The organism is Janthinobacterium sp. SUN073 (assembly GCF_030397665.1).
Classification (GTDB): Bacteria; Pseudomonadota; Gammaproteobacteria; order Burkholderiales; family Burkholderiaceae_D; genus Janthinobacterium.
In genome coordinates, this window is the sequence record NZ_JAPUBT010000002.1 from 211,072 (window position 1) to 226,674 (window position 15,603).

At 59.5% G+C, this 15,603-nt stretch carries 18 protein-coding genes; 9 read left to right on the top strand and 9 right to left on the bottom strand.

Annotated features, from left to right (window positions below; genetic code table 11):
• Window positions 1-60 precede the first annotated feature (60 nt).
• Window positions 61-1,563, bottom strand: a complete 1,503-nt coding sequence (locus O0882_RS08860) for a ShlB/FhaC/HecB family hemolysin secretion/activation protein (RefSeq protein WP_289947111.1) — start codon at window positions 1,561-1,563, stop codon at window positions 61-63.
• Here O0882_RS08860 and O0882_RS08865 point away from each other — a divergent pair.
• From O0882_RS08865 to O0882_RS08900, 8 genes are all read left to right on the top strand, one after another.
• Complete coding sequence (locus O0882_RS08865) at window positions 1,553-1,762, top strand: hypothetical protein (protein WP_289947113.1); 210 nt, start codon at window positions 1,553-1,555, stop codon at window positions 1,760-1,762. The two genes, O0882_RS08860 and O0882_RS08865, sit on opposite strands and share 11 nt — an antisense overlap.
• 653 nt (window positions 1,763-2,415) lie before the next feature.
• On the top strand, window positions 2,416-2,850 hold the full coding sequence (locus tag O0882_RS08870; protein ID WP_289947115.1) for a hypothetical protein: 435 nt from the start codon (window positions 2,416-2,418) through the stop codon (window positions 2,848-2,850).
• 69 nt (window positions 2,851-2,919) lie between these two features.
• The gene (locus O0882_RS08875; protein WP_219134402.1) at window positions 2,920-3,414 is read left to right on the top strand and encodes a GNAT family N-acetyltransferase; all 495 of its coding nucleotides are present in this window, start codon (window positions 2,920-2,922) and stop codon (window positions 3,412-3,414) included.
• A gap of 36 nt (window positions 3,415-3,450) precedes the next feature.
• A complete protein-coding gene (locus O0882_RS08880; RefSeq protein WP_289947121.1) occupies window positions 3,451-3,678 on the top strand; it encodes a hypothetical protein in 228 nt (75 codons plus the stop codon).
• Between the two features lie 133 nt (window positions 3,679-3,811).
• Complete coding sequence (locus O0882_RS08885) at window positions 3,812-4,210, top strand: hypothetical protein (protein ID WP_289947123.1); 399 nt, start codon at window positions 3,812-3,814, stop codon at window positions 4,208-4,210.
• A gap of 547 nt (window positions 4,211-4,757) precedes the next feature.
• Window positions 4,758-5,498: a hypothetical protein gene (locus O0882_RS08890; protein ID WP_289947126.1), complete on the top strand. Its 741-nt coding sequence runs from the start codon at window positions 4,758-4,760 to the stop codon at window positions 5,496-5,498.
• Between the two features lie 160 nt (window positions 5,499-5,658).
• Window positions 5,659-6,066 (top strand): hypothetical protein, encoded by a 408-nt coding sequence (locus O0882_RS08895; RefSeq protein WP_289947127.1) that lies wholly within the window; start codon window positions 5,659-5,661, stop codon window positions 6,064-6,066.
• 81 nt (window positions 6,067-6,147) lie between these two features.
• On the top strand, window positions 6,148-6,582 hold the full coding sequence (locus tag O0882_RS08900; RefSeq protein WP_289947129.1) for a hypothetical protein: 435 nt from the start codon (window positions 6,148-6,150) through the stop codon (window positions 6,580-6,582).
• 133 nt (window positions 6,583-6,715) lie between these two features.
• Here the strand turns inward: O0882_RS08900 and O0882_RS08905 are convergent, their stop codons facing one another.
• From O0882_RS08905 to cyoA, 7 genes are all read right to left on the bottom strand, one after another.
• The gene (locus O0882_RS08905) at window positions 6,716-7,252 is read right to left on the bottom strand and encodes a response regulator transcription factor (protein WP_289947131.1); all 537 of its coding nucleotides are present in this window, start codon (window positions 7,250-7,252) and stop codon (window positions 6,716-6,718) included.
• Window positions 7,242-8,591 (bottom strand): ATP-binding protein, encoded by a 1,350-nt coding sequence (locus tag O0882_RS08910; RefSeq protein ID WP_100873101.1) that lies wholly within the window; start codon window positions 8,589-8,591, stop codon window positions 7,242-7,244. Before O0882_RS08910 ends, O0882_RS08905 begins: the two co-directional genes overlap by 11 nt.
• Complete coding sequence (locus O0882_RS08915) at window positions 8,575-9,399, bottom strand: SURF1 family protein (RefSeq protein ID WP_289947138.1); 825 nt, start codon at window positions 9,397-9,399, stop codon at window positions 8,575-8,577. Before O0882_RS08915 ends, O0882_RS08910 begins: the two co-directional genes overlap by 17 nt.
• Entirely contained in the window at window positions 9,396-9,782 is a 387-nt protein-coding gene (gene cyoD / locus O0882_RS08920) for a cytochrome o ubiquinol oxidase subunit IV (RefSeq protein WP_071077270.1), read from the bottom strand. Before cyoD ends, O0882_RS08915 begins: the two co-directional genes overlap by 4 nt.
• Window positions 9,779-10,417 carry a cytochrome o ubiquinol oxidase subunit III gene (gene cyoC, locus O0882_RS08925; RefSeq protein WP_219134396.1) on the bottom strand — a complete coding sequence of 213 codons (639 nt, stop codon included), beginning with the start codon at window positions 10,415-10,417 and terminating at the stop codon, window positions 9,779-9,781. Before cyoC ends, cyoD begins: the two co-directional genes overlap by 4 nt.
• Window positions 10,410-12,413, bottom strand: a complete 2,004-nt coding sequence (cyoB, locus tag O0882_RS08930) for a cytochrome o ubiquinol oxidase subunit I (protein WP_289947144.1) — start codon at window positions 12,411-12,413, stop codon at window positions 10,410-10,412. Before cyoB ends, cyoC begins: the two co-directional genes overlap by 8 nt.
• Before the next feature lie 84 nt (window positions 12,414-12,497).
• Window positions 12,498-13,481 carry a ubiquinol oxidase subunit II gene (gene cyoA, locus O0882_RS08935; RefSeq protein WP_289947145.1) on the bottom strand — a complete coding sequence of 328 codons (984 nt, stop codon included), beginning with the start codon at window positions 13,479-13,481 and terminating at the stop codon, window positions 12,498-12,500.
• A gap of 217 nt (window positions 13,482-13,698) precedes the next feature.
• On the opposite strand from cyoA, the gene O0882_RS08940 reads away from it, so the two are divergent.
• The gene (locus tag O0882_RS08940) at window positions 13,699-15,045 is read left to right on the top strand and encodes an MFS transporter (protein ID WP_289947146.1); all 1,347 of its coding nucleotides are present in this window, start codon (window positions 13,699-13,701) and stop codon (window positions 15,043-15,045) included.
• 83 nt (window positions 15,046-15,128) lie between these two features.
• Here the strand turns inward: O0882_RS08940 and O0882_RS08945 are convergent, their stop codons facing one another.
• Window positions 15,129-15,581, bottom strand: coding sequence for an Hsp20/alpha crystallin family protein (locus O0882_RS08945; RefSeq protein ID WP_289947147.1), 453 nt, complete (start codon window positions 15,579-15,581; stop codon window positions 15,129-15,131).
• Window positions 15,582-15,603 lie beyond the last annotated feature (22 nt).

The following is a 15,603-nucleotide window of genomic DNA, read 5'->3' on the forward strand; positions in this document are numbered from 1 at the left end:
GGTGGTACTCCTTCAAAGCAGAGGGAAACGAAATGGGGGCATGCGGCGAAATCTGGAAAACTAGAAAGGCATGATGGCCTGGAGCCAGAAGCGATTCTTTCTGAATGAACCATCCTGGTCCGTTCCCGTCAGTGTCGGGTTCGGATTGTCGCCAATGCGCCTGGCCCAGGTCGCCTTGAGATTCAGTCCGAAGCTGGCCAGCCAGGCGACGGACAGCCCCGCGCCCTTGAGGCTATAGCTGCCCAGCGCCGGCGCGCCGGGAAAAGCATTGTCGTGGTTGACCTTTACGTGGCCCCAGTCGTAGAAGCCGGTGAGATTCACGTTGTTGGGCAGGCGCGCGCGCAGTTCCAGGTTGAACAGCTGCCCTTCCGAACCACCACCTTCGTTGGACGGATAGGCGCGCACGCCATACGCGCCGCCGAGATAGAATTTCTCGGCCGAATCGAGGTTCTTTCCCGCAGTCTGGCCCGAGAACGCGGCGTACAGGGCCAGCGCCTCGGTGAGTACCTGCTGGCGGCTGGCGGCATAGCGCAGTTTGGTGAAACTGCCGCCCGTGCGCGTGGTCAGGGCATCGGCCCTGGCGTTGGGCGAGCCGTCCAGGTCGACCTTGCCGTGCACCAGCGCGAGGCTGGCACTGTTGCTGCCGCCGCCACCGTATTGATCCAGCACATTGCCGTTCAGGCCGACGGTGAAGGTATCGATCTTGTAGTCGGTGATGGTGGTTGCCGCCGCCCGATTGTCGAAGCGCTTGTTGTCGTAATTGAGGGCCAGGTAAAGATTTTTCAGACGCGCGCGGATCAGCGGGTAGGTCGCCTCGAGCCCGCTGGTGGTCGAGGTCCCGGATGCGTCGAGCGCGGCCAGCGCATCGTCCACCAGGCGGTAGCGCAGGTGGGACGCGTTGGCGCCCACCCGCCAGCCGGCCGCGCCCAGCGGCACGGTGTAGGCCAGGCGGGCATAATCGCTGCCTTCCGTGTGCATCAGATTGACGACCGCCTGGTCGCCAAAACGCAGGGGACTGTTGATATACAGGTCGGCGGTCAGGCGCGCGCTGCCGGTGGAACGGGCGCTGGCATTGTCGATGCCGACCTGCCCGTTGATGAGTTTTTCATCCTCGATCTTCAAGACCAGGTCGACTTCATTCGCCTGTTCCCCGGGCGCCAGGCTGCCGGCCGTGCTGATGCCAGGCATGTCATCGAGCAGCAGCAGGGCGCGGTCCATCGCCTGCGCTTTCAGCGCGGCGCCATGTGGCTGGGCGGCGCCCACGATCGGCACCAGCCTGTCGAATGGCACGCGGGTCGGCGCCGTGCCTTCCATGCGCACCTGGCCGAACACCGCTTCGACCACCTGCAGCGTCACGACGCCGTCCTTGATCTCCTGCAGTGGCAGATAGACGCGCACGATCCAGCCGGCCTTGCGATAGGTTTCGGCCACTGCGGCGGCGGCGTTTTGCAGGTCATTGAACGAGAGTGGCCGATTCACGAAGCTTGCCACGGCAGGCGCCAGTTGCGCTTGCGTGAGCAAGGTATTGCCGGCGAATTGAAAACGCGACACCGTGACCGACATTCCCGACAATTCCTTCATGGGCTGCGGCGGCGCTGCCAGAAGCGGCCCCGGCTTGCTCGGCGTCGGCGCCAATCGCCCTTTTTCAATTTGCTGCAATAACGAACCCGCGTCCGGAACGGTTTGCGCGAAAGCGGATGAAACGGAGATCGACAAAACTGTCAGGATGTACAGCGGCGAGCGAGGTGGCAGCATGAGTTGAATCCCTTCTGACGCGAATAACTTCCTTGGCGACGCAAATCATCGACAGGGATGGTGAGGGGCCGCCAGCCGAGCATGGCGGCATGCGGGATTTAGGCGAGCTCTTTAGTTTTCTTCGACAACTTGAAGACATGGGCGTTTTCATCAATAGAGGGACTTCCCCATTCGACCCTCCAGCCCACGTAACGTTTGGCGTCTGCGGCAAAAGCTTTATGAGTTCATTGAGAATAAGCATCAAATTCCTATGTGCAAGGAATACTTGAACTGAAAATACGCCTCAGTCGTTTTTTTGCACATTATTCTATTTGCCAGCCGTACGCCTCAGCTGGACGACGGGGCCCTGATCGTCAGTGCTGAAACTAGAATACGGAGAAACATCCGCAAGCGCCATCGTCATTTAACGGCATTCCCACAGTTCGATATATCCGTGCACATTTGAAATTTTTTTATATTGTTTCCATGTGGACATTAAATTGCACGCCACTTTTGCTGTAATCTCGGAAGGCCGGACCTGCGCGACAACAATGCGACGTGCCCACCGCAATAGCCACTTTTTCCTGGCGCGTAAGCTAGCGCTGCCGTGGGGGTTGCCGTTGCAGAGCAAGCCAATGTGGCATAGTATGCTGTTTTTAATGCCAAAAAATAAAGCTTGCCATGGCCACACCCAAGATCGAAGTGTCATTGCCACATAACGGTACCTTGCTGCTGTCCCTGTTCCGCCGCGACGATAGCCCCGCGCTCGACGTGGCCTTGCCCCTGGCCGAGCTGTACAGCGAGGGCGCCGATGGCGCCGCCCGGCAACTGGGCAAGAAAATCCTGCAAACCCTGGCCATCTGGCATGGCGCGGCGTTTGCGGCGCCGCCCTTCCCCGCCGCGCCGGCAGACGATCAGCGCCCGCCCGGCAACTTCGAAGCGGCCCTGATCCTGTTTGACCTGTCGCTGCAACAGCAGACGGCACAGCATGTGGCCGCCATCGAAGCCCTGTTGCGACAGGCGCAGGCCGACGGGCAGATGGTGCAGCAGGAAGACTTTCTTCTTGAAACCTGGCCCGCATTGCGCGCACGCCTCGACGCCTGTGCTAATACCTGACGAAGCTGGCGAGACCTATCAAAAAAATCGCCATCCACCACCACGCCGCACAGTAAGGAGTTGCCTGGTTTGCACAACATCGTGATCCGCCCCACCACCGGCGCCGACTGGCCCGCCCTGAAAGCCACGCGCCTGGCCGCCCTGCTCGACGCGCCGACAGCCTTCGGCGTCAGCCACGCCAGCGCGGCCGCCTATACCGATGCAGATTGGCAGCAACGCGCCGTCAGTACGGCGCAGCGCGCCTTCCTCCTGGCATTTGACGGCGATCACCCCATCGGCATCGCCGCCCATGTCGTCAGCAGCGCGGGGGAATCGAACCTGATCGCCATGTGGGTGCATCGCGCATACCGGGGCATGGCGGTGGCGGCGGGATTGGTCCGCGCGGTGAAACAACACGCCGTGGCCGGCGGCCATGCGCGGCTGGTGCTCGACGTGGCGCCCGAGAATGCACGCGCGGCCGCCTTTTACCAGAAGCAGGGTTTTGTATTCTTGCCGGAATGGGAAGCGCTGGAAAGCCATCCGCATATCCAGGTGCAGAAGATGGAATGGCTGGCGGCGGCATGAACTCAATCAGTACACATATCGCCCCCAGGATGAACTGTGCTTGATTGGATTTTCGACGCTATCGTCTGGATGGTTCGCCTGCTGATGTATGGTCTGTTAGGAACAGTCATTGAAAAGCTGTTCTATTGGCCGGGCTGGGCAATGCTGCGACTATTCACGCTGGGCCACTACCCTCCTGCGAGGGGGCTGCCTCACAATCGCTTCGCCGTCGCGCTATTTGCTGCGGCAATCATTGCTTCCGGCTTGCTGATGGCATTGACGTAAATACGTTTGCTGTTGATAAATGGCCAAAACCATGGTCCGTCCACGCCTGGGCGTAGCAGCCTATTTTTATTAGCAGCTCCGGTAACAATAGTGTTTCATGAACCAACTATCATAAATTAAGATATGGAATTACATGTGCAAATGTAAGGAACTACCATTAGCAATTGCAGATCTCGGTGACGGGCAAAATCGCTTTGATTATCAAGGCGAAGAGCTGTTTTCAGCCTATTTTCAGAACCTGGACACCGAAGATTTTTTACCAGCACTCGACTATGAAATTTTAAACTATGTGTGCAAAATATGCTCGCAAAGATGGTATGTGGAATGCGCACCTGAGCAGACAACCTGGCCCTTATTTTCCATGAAAGATGTGACAGGCAAGCTGACTGAAAAGTCGGCTGGTGTGGCGGCGCAAAAGGCTTTTCTGGAAGTGCTTGCACATGGTGGATTTTCTGAGGAAAGATGTTTGTTCAAAAACTGCACCGGACTGGCCTTGAACGGGCGCTTCGTTTGCTACGCGCACCTGCAGTAATCGGCCAAGAGTGGCCCTGCTGGGTTTTTTATTATCATGACGAATCGAATTACTATGCAAAAATATAAAGCACTTGAAGAAGGACTTGTACAGTTTTAAAAGAACTTTCAAGTGGCGTAGCACCCGATTCAAGAGTGCAGAAACGATGCAAATAATCCGACGGACAGCGTCATGAATATGTGCAGTGGCCAGGCACGAAAAGACCTGCAAAGAAAGCAGATTGAAATTCTTTAAAGAAAATTAATCCTTTCAGCTTCCGAAATATTTTCTAAGATAGCCTGGTTGTTGCAATTTCATCTAATGAAGCGCGCCGCGACCAGCCTGTGCACTTTCCCTGGGCAATCAGTAAACCGCCCGTGCCCCTAGGCCGCAAGACATTCGGTTGCGAATTTTCGAAAAGCACGCTTTCTGTTTTGCATTACCTCATGCGGAAAAACAGCGATTTCAAGCATTCCATTCGTCCCAATTGACATTCTGTCTTAAAAACCTGCTCGTACTTCTGTTTTTTTCTACACTCACATTTTCATTAATGAATAGAAAGATGGGCATGCGTGCAATCAAAAAAGCGGCTCTTCTGCTGTGTTTATACGGTGCAGCGGTACAGGCCCAGGCGGACACCGCGCAAGCCACGGAGCAAGTCGACCAGGATGCGGCTGCGTCAGTCAATGTCAAAGGTATCCGGGATCCGGACTGGAAGCCCTACAGCGCCATGCTCAAGGGCGTCAAGCGCTTCGAGGAAAAACACGCGCTGGCGCCAGGCGCCGAATTGCGCTTCATCCTCGAACCGCGCCGTGCCGACATCGATATGCACGCCATCGCGCTCCGACTGGAAAGTGACGAGGCCGGTACCGCGATACAGCTGGGCGAGCGCAATATCTTCAGCTTGCCCGTCGGGCTCGGTCCTCTGTATGAAAAAGCCGAGCTGACGGTGAACCGCAAGGCGGGCTCGGTCAGGTGGATTCCCTACATCCGCAGTGCGGCGACCAGCGACACCATCCGCCGCCTGGGCGACCTGCGGCTGGCCTGCGAAGTCCATTGGGCCATCGACAAGGACACCTTGCCTTTCGCCATGCGCACGGCGATGGGCGCATTGGGCGGACCCTGCAATTTCGTCTCGCAAAAGGGCACCTACAGCTTTGCCGAAGGGCGGCGCATCAAGGCTGCGACGATCAGCTTCAACGGCCAAAGCGCGCCCGTGCCCTTCAGCGGCGCGTCGTTCACGCCGCCGTTGCGGGAGCAGGACTGGAGCGACGACAGCGTGCTGGAGCTGACGTTCGAAAACGACTAGCCACGCATACCTGCTCACTTCGCAACGATACCTGGACATGAAAAACTTGTCCTCCTGATCCTGGGCACGGCCGCTACGCTGGCCGCTTCGGCCGCTCCCGTTTCGCTGGCCCCTGAGGCGGGCCCGCGCTTTGTGTGTATACCTGGCCAGCCACGGCCATGTGGTCATCACCAGCCGCAGCCTGGGCGCCCGCTCTGTCGTCATGACGGATGACGTCGAAGGCGTCGAGGCGCTGGCCGCCGATATTGCCTTCCTTGCCAACTATGCGCAAACGCTGCCGCAGGCCGGCATCAGCAAGGTTGCGGCGGCCGGTTTCAGCTGGGACGGCATGGCCAACGTCTTTGCCGCGGCGCGTTCGAGCCGCATCAAGGCCCTGATCAGCCTCGAAAAGGCTGTCGCAGTGGACAAGGAGCAAGCCAACGCCGTCGCCCGCAGGTGGTTGAACCTGTTCAGTGAACCAGCGATGCCAGGCGAACTGTCAGTCGAACTGTATATAAATTTCATAAAATGCAACCTTCTGTACATAAGACGCGCCAAGGCTGAGGTCTTGTACAAATGGCAGAACTGACCCTGTTGCCAATAGGAAATATGGCTTATCATGCAGGTTTTCATGCAAAGAAATAAAGTCATGCGTTTGATACCAAAGCACTTGATCGCCATCGCTTCACTGCTCACCTTGCCATTGCACGGCGTGGCCGCCAGGGAGCCACTGCCATTTAATGAGTTCCGGGCCGGCCTTATCGAAACGGTCATGGACAGTTGCATGCGTTCCCAAACGGAACCGGCGATCCAGATCTACATGGACAAGGCCAATACCCAGGGCGCCAATTTCACCAATCATGCGCAAACGCTGGCGCATCTGGAAAAGATGCCGGAATGGACCCAGAGCATCGTGCCCAAGATGAAAAACCTCTGCGCCTGCGCTTTGGGGCCGAGCATCGAGGAAATGCGCGCTACCACGTCGCTGGACGAGCTCGAAGCCGTGGTGCGTGCCACCAAGGCCGCAGGCAACAAGCGCGGCGCCGATAGCGCGTACATGAGCAACTGCCTGCAGGCACAGAAGACTTTGCGGGACGCGGGCTAAGCAGGGCTTTGTCTTTTTGCCGGAATGGGAAGCGCTGGAAAGCCATCCGCATATCCAGGTGCAGAAAATGGAGTGGCGGCAGCTTTATTGGCGGGTGCGTTATTCAGTGTCAGCACAAAAAGTAAAAGCGTTATCACTTCACCCGCTGCTTCTCCAGCTTCCTCGCCAGCGTGCGCCGGTGCATGCCCAGCCTTCTCGCCGTTTCCGAAATATTGAAATCCGTCTCGGCCAGCATTTCGTGGATGCGTTCCCATTCCAGGGTCTTGATGTTGGTGGCGCGGTTGGTCAGTTCGATGTCGGCGTTGCCGGCCACGTGGCCGAATGCCGCTTCGATGTCGTCCGTGTTCGACGGCTTGGCCAGGTACTGGCAGGCGCCCAGCTTGATCGCTTCGACGGCCGTGCCGATGCTGGCGTAGCCGGTCAGCACGACGATCAGCATCTCCGGGTCGTGCTGGTGCAGCATCTGCACGCAGGCCAGGCCGGAGGTATTGCCATTGAGTTTCAGGTCGACGACGGCGTAGTCGGGGCAATGCTGCTCCAGCAAGGTGCTCGCTTCATCGAAATTGGTGGCCAGGATGACCTGGTAGCCGCGCCGCTCGAACGAGCGGCCCAGGGTGCGGGCAAACGCGGCGTCGTCTTCGATGATCAGTAACAGACGGTCATCCTGCATGGTGGTCGCTTTCTCTTTCCAGTTTGATAGCCGCCAGCGGCAAGGCCAGGTGCACCACCGCCCCGCCCTGCACCCGGTTGCGCGCCGTCACCGTACCGCCCAAAGTACGCGCGACATTCACTACCAGGAACAGACCCAGGCCGCCACCGGGTTTACCCTTGCTGCTTTGATACGGTTTGCCCAAGTGCGTCAGCATCGATGGCTCGAAGCCGGGGCCCGCATCGGTAATGACCAGGTGCAAGGCATCCGCCTCGCGCGTGGCTTCGAAGCGCAGCCAGTCGGGCGACGCTTCCAGCGCATTGTCGAGCACATTGCAAATGGTTTGTTTCAGGGTCGAATCGAAGACGACGGGCACGTCGTGCTCGATGCGGTTATCGTACTCGAAACTCTGGATCGGGCGGCTGCTGCGCCACTCGTCCACCAGGTCGTTGAGGAAGGTGTTGATCGTCGTCTTCACGGACGATTCGCCGCGCGCCTCGCCCGCCGACAACAAAATGCCGCTGACGATGCTCTTGCAGCGCCGCAACTGCGCCTGCATTTCCGTGATTTCTTCCAGCAATTCGCTGTTCTTGCTCAATTCCGGCATGCGGCGCCAGTCGCCGAGGATGACGGAGAGCGTCGCCAGCGGCGTGCCCAGCTCGTGCGCGGCGCCCGAGGCCAGCAAGCCCATGCGGATGATGTGCTCTTCTTCCGCCGCACGCTGGCGCAAGTCCGCCACCTTGGCGTCGCCAGCGCGCTGGTTGCGGTTGATGCGCGTGATGAACACCACCAGCAAGGCGGCGTTCAGGATAAAACAGATCAGCAAGCCTTGCACGTACAGGCTGGCAAAGCCCCGCTCGGGGTCGATCGGCAGGATCAAGGGGCCGGGCAGCAAGGCCAGGCCAGCCAGGCACAGGCTGGTAATGGCCACCATGATCCAGGTCGACCACACTTCCAGCAGCACGGCGCTGAGGATGACTTGCAATAAGTACAGGAAGGCAAACGGGTTGCTGATGCCGCCGCTCAGGTAGAGCTGGGCCGTCAGCACGGTGACGTCGACCAGCAGAGCGAGGAACAGGGCCGTGTTGGAGACGGGCTGGCGTTCGTGCCAGCGCAAGAGGCTGGCCAGGTTGAATGCGATGAGGCAGGACAGCACTTCGAGCATGTAGGGCACGGGCAAGGCGATGCCCAGTCCCACGCCCACGCCGAAGATCGTGCTGATCTGGCCGATGACGGCCAGCCAGCGCAACTGGATCAGCAGCTTCATGTTCTGGTGGCCGGCCGGATGTTCCATCTCGGCCGCCACCGCGCCGCGCTCTAAGACTTCGCGGTTGGGCAGGATCTCAATCCTGCCCGGCATGGTCGCTTTCCTGGCGCTGGGCGCCACGGGCGCGGCGGCGCCTGTCCTCGCGCACGATCCACCAGCTGATGCCAGCCACCATCAGGGCCAGCGCAAACCAGGTCAGCGCGTACACCAGGTGGTTGTTGGGGAACGAGATCACGGTCAGGCCGCCGACGGGTGCATCAATGGCCGTTTCCGATTTGGCCTTCGCATCGACAAAGTATGGCGCCACATTGGTCAGCATGTGCGAGCCGCCGATAGCGGCCACGTCGCGCGAATACCAGTGCTGCGTGGCAGGACTATTTTCGCGCAGGAAACCGCCGCCCGTCTCGCTGATGCGCAGCAAGCCGTCGACGTTGACGATGCCTGCCGGTGTGCTGGCTGCGATGCTGGCGCGCTTCGGCACGAAGCCGCGGTTGACCAGCACGGTGCTGCCATCGGCCAGGCGCAATGGCGTCACCAGCCAGTAACCGCTGCCCAGTGCCGTCGTTGCCTGCACCAAGGTATTGAAAATCGGGAGATACGTACCGGAGAGTCGCACGTGGCGGTATTCATCCGTTTGAGGCGTAATGCTGGCCCAGGCTGCGGGTCCAGGTGCGTCCGTTGCGGGCGCATGTACGCGTTGTTCGACGCGCTCGATCAGCTCAAGCTTCCAGAACAGGCGCTTGACTTGCCAGGTGCCCAAGGCACAGAAACCGGCAAACAAGATCCCCGCCAGCACGGCCAATGCATATCGCACGACCATGCCGCGTGGGCCTGGCGCGGCATCTTGCGATGCGGCGCCAGGGGCGCGCCCGGTGTTGCTTGGGCGCGGTTGACTCATCATGGAGCCGTTTTCGTATGCATGTACTCAGGCATCAGATCCGGCATCATGTTGTGGTTCATATGGTACATGACCCACAGGGAACCGGCCATGGCAATACCCACGATCATGATCGTGAAGATCAGCGCCATCATGTTCCAGCCGCCTTCGGACTTGGTGTTCATGTGCAGGAAGTACACCATGTGCACCACCACTTGAACCGCCGCGAACGCCAGCAGGACCAGGCCCATGGTGCCCGAGTTGGTGATGACTTTCGCCATCACCAGCCAGAAAGGAATGGCCGTCAGGATCACCGACAGGATGAAGCCGATGGTGTAGCTTTTCAGGCTGCCATGATCGTGTTGGTCATGGTGGTGGCTATCGCCGTGTGTGTGGTGGTCGCTCATGGCAGCACTCCCATCAGGTAGACAAAGGTGAAGACGCCGATCCAGATGACGTCCAGGAAGTGCCAGAACAGCGACAGGCACATCATGCGACGGCCGTTTTCCGGGGTCAGGCCATGCTTGTTCAACTGGAACATCAGGGTCACGAGCCAGATCACGCCGAACGTCACGTGCAAGCCGTGGGTACCGACCAGGGCGAAGAACGACGACAGGAACGCGCTGCGCTGCGGACCGGCGCCTTCGTGGATCAGATGAATGAATTCATATATTTCCAGCGACAGGAAAGCCAGGCCGAACAGGCCCGTGATGCCCAGCCAGACCAGGGTGCTGCGCAATTGCTTGCGCTGCATGGCCAGCATGGCGAAGCCGTAGGTGATCGACGACAGCAGCAGCATGGCCGTGTTGACGGCCACCAGCGGCAGGTCGAACAGCGCGGCGCCCGTCGGGCCGTCCGCGTAGTTGCGGCCCACCACGGCGTACGTGGCGAACAGACAGGCGAAGATCAGGCAATCGCTCATCAGGTAGAGCCAGAAACCCAGCAAGCTGCCGTTTTCCGGGTGGTGCTCGCGCACAAAGTAGCTGCGCGTGCTTGGTGCGGCGCCAGCGGCGCCGGTGTTATGGGCGATGGTATCAGACATGGCTGCTCAGCAATTTAGTGTAAGCGTCTTCGGTACGGACCACTTCTTCCACAGGAATGTAGTAATCGCGCTTGTAGTTAAAGGTATGGACGATGATCGCAATCATCATGATCACGAAGCCGATGCCGGCGACGAGCCACATTTGCCAGATCAGGCCAAAACCGACCAGTGCGGAGAGTGCGGCGATCACGAAACCAGCCCAGGTGTTCTTCGGCATGTGGATCTTCGTGAAACCCGACGTCGGACGCTGGTAACCGTGTTTCTTCATGTCAGTCCATGCATCGAGTTCGTGCACTTGTGGCGTGAAGGCGAAATTATAGTCTGGCGGAGGCGACGACGTCGACCATTCCAGCGTACGGCCACCCCATGGGTCACCGGTCACGTCGCGCAGGGCGTGACGGTTGCGGTAGCTGACGACGAACTGGATCAGCATGGAAGCGATACCCAACGCGATCGAGACGGCGCCAAACCAGGCGATGATGGTCCAGATTTGCAAGGATGGATCTTCAAAGTGGTTGACACGACGGGTCACGCCCATCAGGCCCAGCACGTACAGCGGCATGAAGGCCAGGTAGAAGCCGACGAACCAGAACCAGAACGAGCACTTGCCCCAGAACGCGTCGAGCTTGTAGCCGAAGGCTTTCGGGTACCAGTAGTTGATTGCAGCAAACACACCGAAGACCACGCCGCCGATAATCACGTTATGGAAGTGGGCAATCAGGAACAGGCTGTTGTGCAATACAAAGTCAGCTGGTGGTACGGCCAGCAGCACGCCGGTCATGCCGCCGATGGTGAAGGTGACCATGAAGCCGATCGTCCACAGCATAGGCAGTTCAAAGCGGATACGGCCGCGGTACATGGTAAACAGCCAGTTGAAGATCTTCGCGCCCGTCGGGATCGAGATGATCATCGTCGTGATGCCGAAGAAGGAGTTGACGCTGGCGCCCGAACCCATGGTGAAGAAGTGATGCAGCCATACCAGGTACGACAAAATCATGATGACGCAGGTGGCGTACACCATCGAGGCGTAGCCGAACAGGCGCTTGCTGCTGAACGTGGCGACGACTTCCGAGAACACGCCGAACAGCGGCAGAATCAGAATGTAGACCTCTGGGTGACCCCAGATCCAGATCAGGTTGACGTACATCATGGCGTTGCCGCCCAGTTCCGTCGTGAAGAAGTTAAAGCCTGCCACGCGGTCCAGCGACAGCATGGCCAGCACAGCCGTCAGTACCGGGAAGGCGGCGACGATCAGGATGTTGGTGCACAGTGCGGTCCAGGTGAAGACGGGCATTTTCATCCAGGTCATGCCTGGCGCGCGCATCTTGACGATGGTGGCGATCAGGTTGACACCGGACAATAGCGTCCCGACCCCGGCAATCTGCAAGGACCAGATGTAATAGTCTACCCCCACGTCCGGACTGCCGACGATGCCCGACAGCGGTGGATACGCCAGCCAGCCCGTGCGGGCGAATTCGCCGACGAACAGCGAAGCCATGACCAGGGCGGCGCCCATGGTGGTCATCCAGAAGCTGAAGTTGTTGAGGAAAGGGAAAGCCACGTCGCGCGCGCCGATTTGCAGCGGCACCACGTAGTTCATCAGACCCGTCACGAAAGGCATCGCGACGAAGAAGATCATGATCACGCCGTGGGCGGTGAAGATCTGGTCGTAGTGATGCGGTGGCAGGAAGCCGGCATTGTCGCCAAAGGCGATCGCCTGCTGGGTACGCATCATCAGCGCGTCGGCAAAGCCGCGCAGCAGCATGACCAGGCCCAGGATCATGTACATGATACCGATTTTTTTATGGTCGATACTGGTGATCCAGTCGCGCCACAGGGTACCCCAGACGCGGAAATACGTCAGTGCCGCAACGAGTGCGATACCGCCCAGGGCGACCATTGCAAAGGTCGCCAGCAGGATAGGTTCGTGAAATGGAATTGCATCCCAAGTCAGACGGCCGAAGATAAGCTTCGTCAGATCAATATGGTCTAGCATTGTTACTCTCAGAGAAAAAAGGGAGGCGCCAGGCAAGCGGCGCCAGTATCTGCAGCGCAATGCGCTGCGGGATTCATGCAGTTGTTACTTGGCTTGAACGCCCTTTTCAACCACTGCATCGCTAGCGACTACTGGCGTGACAAACGCTACCGGGCTTTTTGCCATCGTCAATTTGTATGGCTCGACCGGCGTCACGCACAGGGCGTCGGAAACGATGGTGCGGTTCAGGATTGCCTTGTACAGATCGCTAGGTACGGCGCTGTAGCGGCGCACCGGATCGCGTTCGCTAGGCTGGGCCAGCGACAGGTAGTCGTCGCGGTTCAGCGCGCCGCCACCGGCACGTGCCGACTCCACCCATTTATCGAAGTCCGCATCATTCACGCCGTGGAACTTGAAGCGCATGCCCGAGAAACCGGCACCGCTGTAGTTGGCGGAGAAGCCCTTGTAGACACCAGGCTTGTTGATGACGGCATTCAACTGCGTTTCCATGCCCGGCATGGCGTAGATCTGACCTGCCAGTGCGGGGATGAAGAACGAGTTCATGACGGACGAGGCGGTGATCTTGAAGCGGATCGGACGATCGACGGGCGCGTACAGTTCATTCACGGAAGCGATGCCTTGCTCCGGGTAGATGAACAGCCATTTCCAGTCCAGGGCCACGACTTCGACGATCATCGGCTTGTGGCTGGCAGGAATCGGGCGGTTGGCGTCGATACGGCTCAATGGGCGGTACGGATCGAGGGTGTGGGTGCTGATCCAGGTCAGCAGGCCCAGCACGATGATGATCAGCAGGGGCGCGCCCCAGATAATCAGCTCGAGGCGAGTCGAGTGGTCCCAGTCCGGCTCGTATTTGGCCGCGGTATTGTTTTTTCTATAGCGCCATGCAAACAGCAGGGTCAGGGCGATTACCGGAACGATAATCAACAGCATCAGCAATGTCGAGATGACAATCAGATTGCCTTGCTGAACTGCGATGTCACCGGACGCATTCAGTACTACCGTATTGCAACCAGCCAACAATGCGAGAGGTAAGAGTAGCAGTCCGCGACGAACTTTTAATGAAAACATACAGGAAAGTCCAGTACAGGGGATGAAGATATGGTACTGTATTCTCACTGGAGCGCGTTGGCAATTGGACGTTTTGTCCTACCCCTTGCTCGGACTTTCACTGCGTAGGCGCGGATTTTTCCTACGACTACCTGATGAATAGTCCTACTCCGGGCGTGAGACACCCGGAGTATGTTACGCGTTGGCCGAACTCGAAACTATATTGGAGACGATCATCATGTCCAGCACGCGCATACCCAGCGGGGATGTACCCGCCGATTTTTCCCCTCACTCCCTGCGCGACGCAAGCGGGGCCGGCACGGTCGAATCGCATATCGACCCCGGTGAGATCGCCGTCGGCGTGATCATCGGTCGCGCTTCCGAATACTTTGACTTCTTTGTCTACGCCATCGCCTCGGTGCTGGTGTTTCCACGCGTCTTCTTCCCGTTCGAAGAACGCCTCGAGGGCACATTGTATGCCTTCCTGATCTTCTCGTTTGCCTTCATCGCCCGCCCGTTCGGCACCGTGATCTTCATGGAGATCCAGCGCCGCATGGGGCGCAGCGCCAAACTGACGATCGCCCTCTTCCTGCTGGGTGTGTCGACGGCCGGCATCGCCTTCCTGCCGACCTACGCGCACCTGGGCTTTGCCGCCATCATCTGGCTGTCCGTGCTGCGCATCGGCCAGGGCGTGGCGCTGGGCGGTTCGTGGGATGGCTTGCCATCGCTGCTGGCCCTGAATGCGCCGGAAAACAAGCGCGGCTGGTACGCCATGCTGGGCCAGCTGGGCGCGCCCTTCGGCTTCCTGCTTGCCGCCGGCCTGTTCTGGTACATGCTGACCAGCCTGACGGATGAAGAGTTCCTCGACTGGGGCTGGCGCTATCCTTTCTATGTGGCCTTCGCCATCAACGTGGTGGCCCTGTTTGCCCGCTTGCGCCTGGTGTCGACGAATGAATATGCGCGCCTGCTCGACGAACGCGAGCTGCAACCGGTCAGCGTATTTGAAATGGGCCGCGGCCAGGGCCGCAACGTGCTGATCGGCGCCCTCGCCGCGCTGGCCAGCTACGCCCTGTTCCACCTGGTCACCGTGTTCCCGCTGTCCTGGATTTCCGTCTACCAGACGCGTTCCGCTTCGGACTTCCTGCAAGTGCAGATGCTGGGCGCCGTGCTGGCTGCCGTCGGCGTGGTGATTTCCGGCTTGCTGGCCGACAAAGTGGGCCGCCGCACCACCCTGGGCGTGCTGGCCGTGCTGATCGCCATCTTCAGCGCCTTCGTGCCGACCCTGATGGGCGGCGGCAATGCGGGCCAGGACGTGTTCATCCTCGTGGGCTTCAGCCTGCTGGGCTTGTCCTACGGCCAGGCAGCCGGCGCCGTGACGGCCAACTTCCCTGCCCGCTTCCGCTACACGGGCGCGGCCCTGACGTCCGACCTGGCCTGGCTGGTCGGTGCCGGCTTCGCCCCGCTGGTGGCGCTGGGCCTGTCGGCCAACTTCGGCCTCGCCTATGTCAGCTTCTACCTGCTGTCGGGCGCCGTCGCCTCGCTGGCTGCCCTGAGCCTGAACCGGGCGCTGGAAATACGCGACTGACATATATATATAGAGGCAGAGGCAGCGCGCAAGCAACTGAAAAACGCCGGCACCGTCCGGCGTTTTTTTATGCCGTCCCCGCATCACTGTATCGCCAGTTGCCGCGCGCCCGTGCCCTCCTTCTTCGGCAAGTCCAGCAGCAACACGCCATTCTGGTAGCGCGCCTGCGCACCGGCCTCGTCCACCTCATGCGGCAACACGAAGCTGCGGTACTGCTGGCCGTACTCGCGCTCGCTGCGCACGGTCTTGCCCCCGCCGTCGCGCGTCACTTTTTCATCCTTGAGTTCGGCACTGATGGAGACGCGGTTGCCGTCGATGGAGACGTGGATATCGTCCTTATTGACGCCGGGAATGTCCGCCTGCACCTGATAGGCTTGTGCGGTTTCGGAGATGTCGACGCGCATGCGTGACGAAACTCCCTCGCGCATGCGCAAGGCGGGCGCGAAAAAGTCGTGCATGAATTCTTCCATGTCGCTGAAGGGATCGAAACGTCCCAAGGGGTGCTGCGGATCGCGATGGATCACATGATTGGCCATGATGTCCTCCTGCATGGGCTGG